The organism is Allocoleopsis sp. (assembly GCF_036703385.1).
In the GTDB taxonomy this organism is placed as follows: Bacteria; Cyanobacteriota; Cyanobacteriia; order Cyanobacteriales; family Coleofasciculaceae; genus Allocoleopsis.
Map to the genome: position 1 here is coordinate 1 of NZ_DATNPA010000008.1, position 5,733 is coordinate 5,733.

Sequence of the window (5,733 nt, forward strand, 5' to 3'; positions counted from 1 at the left end):
GTTAAATCCAATCAAACCTAACGCCACCCACACCAGCTGCCGCTTAAAGTAATACAGCCCATCGCCATAATCAGCATCTGCACTCGGAAAAGATGCCGAAAACAGAACGGCTAAGCCAATAAACATCCACACAAAGGTTAGCCACTTCAGCAACCGGGCGTTGAGCGACCATTCCTGTGCGGAGGGATTAACAAAGAAAATAAGGTCGCGTATAGTCACGAATATTTAATCCCTAACAACAACGCAGAGGTGATGACCAACAGTTGGATTGTAGACAACACTAACGTCACTGGCTCAAGAATAGCTAATTTCTTGTAAGAAGATTCGCTTCTGGCTTGTCTTCATCCGGCATTTCAATAAAAAAGGGGGGCTTGGCAACCCCCTACTCTTTCCCAATCGAAAGCCGTTGTTTGAAAATTAAAGCAGTCCAGTATTTGTACCGGGCTTCCCGGTGGCCAGTTCAACCTTAACAATTTTGCCGCCCATTTTCATAATCCGTTGCTGCTCACGAAACCAGCTGTCGTAGGGAACCAGCTTGGTGAAAAAGGTATTTTGTAACTCCCTCTGGGTTCTGATTCGGGTTTGGCTAGGAACGCAGGCCGTCACCTTAAACATTCGCATGGGCTTGTTTCTCCTGTGATTCGGTTAAGAAATTTTAATTTGAATTCAGTTTTTTGAAGCGATCGCTATTGCAATGATCAAAATTCTTGCTAGGTAGTGATGGGGACTCAGCCTAAGCGTTGCCCTTCTTACTGCGCTTGAAATGCTTGTCTCAAGCATTTGCTGTATCCTAACGGCGAAACTTGAAGCAGGTTTCCCTTAACATAACAAAGGCTGGGAGTCAATCGTCAATACTAGATCGTCAAAACTCATCCGCTCACAACTACCGAAGCAAGACTCGCCTCTAACAAGCTAGCACTCACAAATGACTTCCCAAACCTTAAGTAGACAACCGACTACAAGCTCAGAATTTAACTAAGAGAGTCCTTAGCTCAAGCCAGAACTGATGTAGTCAAAATAGACGCCCATTTCCTTTCCAGCATCAGCACCAACCAAGCTGGCGGTGACTTCTTTCATGGCTTGGATGGCTTGAACAGTTGCGGAAACAGGAACGCCTAAGGAGTTGTAGGTTTCCTTCAAACCGTTGAGTACGCGCTCATCGAGGATGGAGGGGTCACCAGCCAACATCGCATAGGTAGCGTAGCGCAGGTAGTAGTCCAAGTCACGGATACAAGCAGCATAGCGGCGAGTGGTGTACATGTTGCCGCCGGGACGGGTAATGTCCGAGTACAGTAAGGACTTAGCAACAGCTTCCTTAACAATGGTGGAAGCGTTAGCGCTGATGGTGGTAGCCGCACGAACGCGCAGTTCACCCGTGCTGAAATAGCCCTTGAGCTTTTCCAGGGCAGCATTGTCAAGGTATTTCCCTTGAACGTCGGAAGAGTTAATAACAGCGGTAATTGCGTCTTGCATTATCCTATTTCCTATTTCACCTAGTCTCTTGAATCCTTTGCACAAACGCGCTGTTTCGCGTCTGGAACAGCAGGGGAAGGACGCTTACCCTACTGCAAGCCTCCAATTACGTAGTCGAAGTAAGCACCTGCTTCGGAGGCATCTTCGCCAGACATCATTGAAGTGGCGGCATTCTTCATGGCACGAACGCCTTCTGCAACTGCATCGAGGGGGGTGCCTAATGATTTGTACATTTCGCGGACACCAACCAGACCGATTTCTTCAATGGGGGTGACATCACCCGAAACGATTCCGTAAGTGACTAGGCGCAGGTAGTAGTCCAGATCACGTAAGCAAGTTGCGGTCATTTCTTCGCCGTAAGCGTTTCCACCAGGAGAAACGACATCAGGACGCTTTTGGAACAGTGCGTCACCGGCTTGCTTGACGAGGCGCTCACGAGAATCGGTCAGACTTTGAGCGATGCGGAGGCGACGCTCACCAGAGGTCACAAACGCTTTAATCCGGTCTAGTTCGCCTGGGCTCAGATAACGTGCCTCGGCGTCTGCATTCACGATAGATTTCGTGACGATACTCATCGATAGGATTCCTCCAGAAAAGTTGAACCAGATGTGTTTAAACTGGCATTCGTATTCGCGATCGCTAGTTCGCTTTTCTAACGTGCTGCACTTAAGTCAGTTTCAAGCGGGGCTTACACCCTAAATCCTGAACTTTCTTAAGTATTCTTACGCTTTCCTCAAGCAGTCAGCGATACATTAGTCAGGGATACAGCGACCTACCGCAAATATTCTGCGACAAATCGTTCACATTATTCCTATTGGCTTAACATTTTGTAACATTTTCCTCAGATTTCGGGTGTCTTAACAGACGTAAAGGTAGGGAGAAGAGGAGACGCTTCCTCTGGCACAAAGAGCCAGAGATGAGACTGAGCAGAGATACGGAGAGCTTGGCGGAAAAAATTTCCGTCTCCCCCTCTCCTGTTCATGCGCCGTACCACCGACAAGGAGCAGCGTCTTCATTCCCCCTGTTGGGAGTATCCCGTGTCTTTGCCGTGAGGAAATTTCCTCTGCGCTGCCCTATACAGCGTCAGAGGAGAAAATAGTCAGCCGATACTTCAGACTGCTCACCCAACAGATTAGGTGTGGTCGCCAAGGAAGGCGACCGTTCAAACCAAAACTACTTCACCCAATCCGAAGCCGCTTTTACACTACCTAGGTAGTTGCCAGCAGGCAGTGAGGGTAAGCGATTGTATGGGACGACATACTCACCGAAGAAGCGAGCATACTCTTCGCCATCAACCAGCAGTTCAACCGCCGCACTCAGACCTTGCTCAGCCAAGAGTTGGTTGTACTGCTGAATTTCCGCTTGGGTAGCTGGCGCACGCCCTAACAGATGCCGGAACAGGAACTCGATCACCTTGGTATTGGGATAAGGCGTGTAGAAACGACGCTGGTAGACATCCGAACTCGCCAAAGCTTTCACAAACTCGCGCACGGAGATTTCCCCATTGCTGAGTTTGGTTTCCAACTCAGGGCGACGGAACTCTCCAGGCACCTGACCATTGAAAACATCCATCACCTGACAGTAAATGGCATTGCTCACCTGGGCGATTTCAGTCTGATTGGCCCCTGGGGTCATGCGGACAATCCGTGCAGGCTTGCGGCGCGTTGAACTAGAACTGACCTCAATCGACTGTCCATCGCTATTTTGGAAAGAGCGACCGAGTTCGACGAACTGTGGCTTGCTCGTTTCCAGCTGCCGCTCTTGCGCCTTCATATCCGCTATAGCCTTACCCGTCATAGGCATCTTCGCCACATCCATGCGGGACGTTACCGGCTCGAAGCTGGGTACCACCACGTCTTTATTCTGCTTCGTCAGCTGGTTATACAGCCTTTGAGTGTTGGGGAAGTTTGCCGCTGGCAAGGTGGGGAAGCGCCGATAAGGCACTGTATCTTCACCAAATACCTGGACATACTCCATGCTGTTAACCATCGCACCGATAAAGCCACGGATGCCGTCAGAGGCGAGAATCCGGTTGTACTTTTGGATTTCCTTCTGGTTTTCCGGCGCACGGCCCAGGAAGTGCTTCGTCCCCAGCTCAATGACCTTGGTGTTGGGGAAGGGAGTATAGAACTCTTTAATGTAGAGGCTTGAGGTACCTAGACCTTCAATGAACTCCTTAACATTAATCTCGTTGTTACTCAGCTTGCTTTCCAGGGCAGAGAATTCATTCTTGAGGATATACGGCTCGATATCGCGCTCAAAGATCTGCCGATAAGCCGCTCGAATCAAAGTTTTAACCGCTGGCTTATCCGTGGTGTTGGTCAGTTTGAAGACCTTGCTTTGTTCGCGCTGAACACTAACGCCCTGATTAATCCGGAATTGAACATCCGGTTCAGTCCGCGTTTCGGTAACTTGACCCAGTTGTACAAAGCGTGGGGTTCCTTCCTGGGTCACTTGAGTGCCTAACCCTTCAGCAATGCTTCCGGCTCTCAATCGTCGCGACGCCAAACCACCCGGCGTCACATAACGCTCATAAGGAACTGTATCTTCCCCAAATGCCTCAGAGTACTCTGGGCTGTCGATAATGGCGTCAACTAGAGCGTAGAAGCCTGACTTGGCACAAATATCAAAGTACTTGTTGATCTCTTGACGCCCATAGGTGGGGCGACCCAATAGACGGCGGTGGATATACTCCACGGCTTTACAAACATACAGGGATGTCCAGTAAAGATTGCGGAATATATCCGACTTCGCTAGGGCACGCACAAACTCCCGCACGGTAATTTCGCCGTTTTCCAGCTTAATTTCCGCCACTTTCTGGCGCTGACCGTCGTAGACATCACGTCCAAACACTTGCAAGTAGCAAGCCCGAATCACCGCTTGGGTAGAGCTTTCCGAGAACTTGACGCTGGATACCCTGGAGACGCTGCTTTTCTTGTTGCTACTTCTGCCAGAGGCGGGGAGTTGATCCAAACGGAACACTTTTGGCCCCAAAGAACCGGGAAACTCGCCTCGTGCCTTGGGATTGCTGTTTTGGTTATTGATGCCAGGGCCTTGATGAATCAGCAGGCGCTTTGTATCTTTCCCAAAGGGAGCCGGTCGAGTATTGGGATTCCGCGTTTCTTTGGGGAAGATGGCCCCAAACTGAATTTCCAAGGGGTCGTTGCCAGACCCATAGGGATGTTGGTCAGGCAGTGGGCGATCATATTGGGCAAAGGTTGTGATGAACTGAGGTACTTTGCGGAATGGCGCACTGTAATTCAGTAAATCTTGTTGCATCCCCCAGTTGCGGCATTCCTGGGCTTCTTGACCCAATCCCCGCAGGTAGGGAACGGTTTCTTCGCCGAAGTAGTCGGAGTATTCTTGCGAATCAACCAAAGCATCCACGAGAGCGGCTAGACCGCCGTTGGAGACAATGGAAAAGTACTGTTGGACTTCTTCACGCGAACTCGGGCCACGACCTAGGAAATGACGGAAGGCCAGTTCTAAGGCACGACTGTTGATGAAGGGTTGGTAAAACTGTTTTTGATATAGAGGAGATTTACCCAGGCGACGAATAAACTCTTTCATCGAGATGTCGCCGTTCTTAACCTGAGATTCCAGGTAAGAGATAGACTGGCTGTAGGCGCGGGTGATATCACGCTCGAAAACCTGCCGATAGGCGGCTTTCACAACCTCTAGCTTTTCTAAGGCGGATAGTCCCGGCTTCATCACGAACTTAGGACGCCGCTCTGCCGCATTAAAGTAACTTTGGGGCAGTTGCAAGCCTTGTTGGTCACTCTTAGGACGCTGCCGGAGTTTATCAGACGGATTAGCGGCTTTAAATTCGTTAATCACAATTTCAAAGTATTGATTAACGATATTGCTGCCCTCGGCATCGCGCTTGAAATACCCGAGTGAGGCCGCACGCATTTCCTGTAGTGCCACGAGGGTGGCTTCTCCAGAGCAGGCATTCTCGATAATTTCCCGCAGACCCCGGACGTTGACGACAATAATGTTAGGGTCGCCAGCGACGATCGCGTAGGTTACATAGCGCAACATCCACGATAAGTCACGCAGAGACTTCTGCATGTTTTTCGGGCCATAACGGGCGACGTTAATGGGTCGGAATCCCGCTGGAGTGGGACCTCCACCAGAAGCACTGAAGAGTCCTCGCAGACCCTCGAAGAAACCGCCGCTACTTTCCACATACGTAGCCGTTCCCAACTTCATGGATTCTCTAGCATCCATGCCGCCACCACCAGCCAGGACTAGCTCCTG

At 50.2% G+C, this 5,733-nt stretch carries 5 protein-coding genes; all 5 read right to left on the bottom strand.

From position 1 onward, the window contains the following. Positions 1-219 (bottom strand): FtsW/RodA/SpoVE family cell cycle protein (locus V6C93_RS00240; RefSeq protein ID WP_333474627.1); only part of this gene is annotated, 219 nt, incomplete at its 3' end. Positions 220-417: 198 nt separating this feature from the next. Further along, positions 418-621, bottom strand: a complete 204-nt coding sequence (locus V6C93_RS00245) for a phycobilisome linker polypeptide (RefSeq protein WP_333474628.1) — start codon at positions 619-621, stop codon at positions 418-420. Between the two features lie 366 nt (positions 622-987). Next, positions 988-1,473 (bottom strand): allophycocyanin subunit beta, encoded by a 486-nt coding sequence (gene apcB / locus V6C93_RS00250; protein ID WP_333474629.1) that lies wholly within the window; start codon positions 1,471-1,473, stop codon positions 988-990. Positions 1,474-1,562: 89 nt separating this feature from the next. Then, entirely contained in the window at positions 1,563-2,048 is a 486-nt protein-coding gene (gene apcA, locus V6C93_RS00255) for an allophycocyanin subunit alpha (protein WP_333474630.1), read from the bottom strand. Positions 2,049-2,646: 598 nt separating this feature from the next. Continuing rightward, positions 2,647-5,733: phycobilisome rod-core linker polypeptide (locus V6C93_RS00260; RefSeq protein ID WP_333474631.1), on the bottom strand; the 3,087-nt coding region annotated here is incomplete at its 5' end.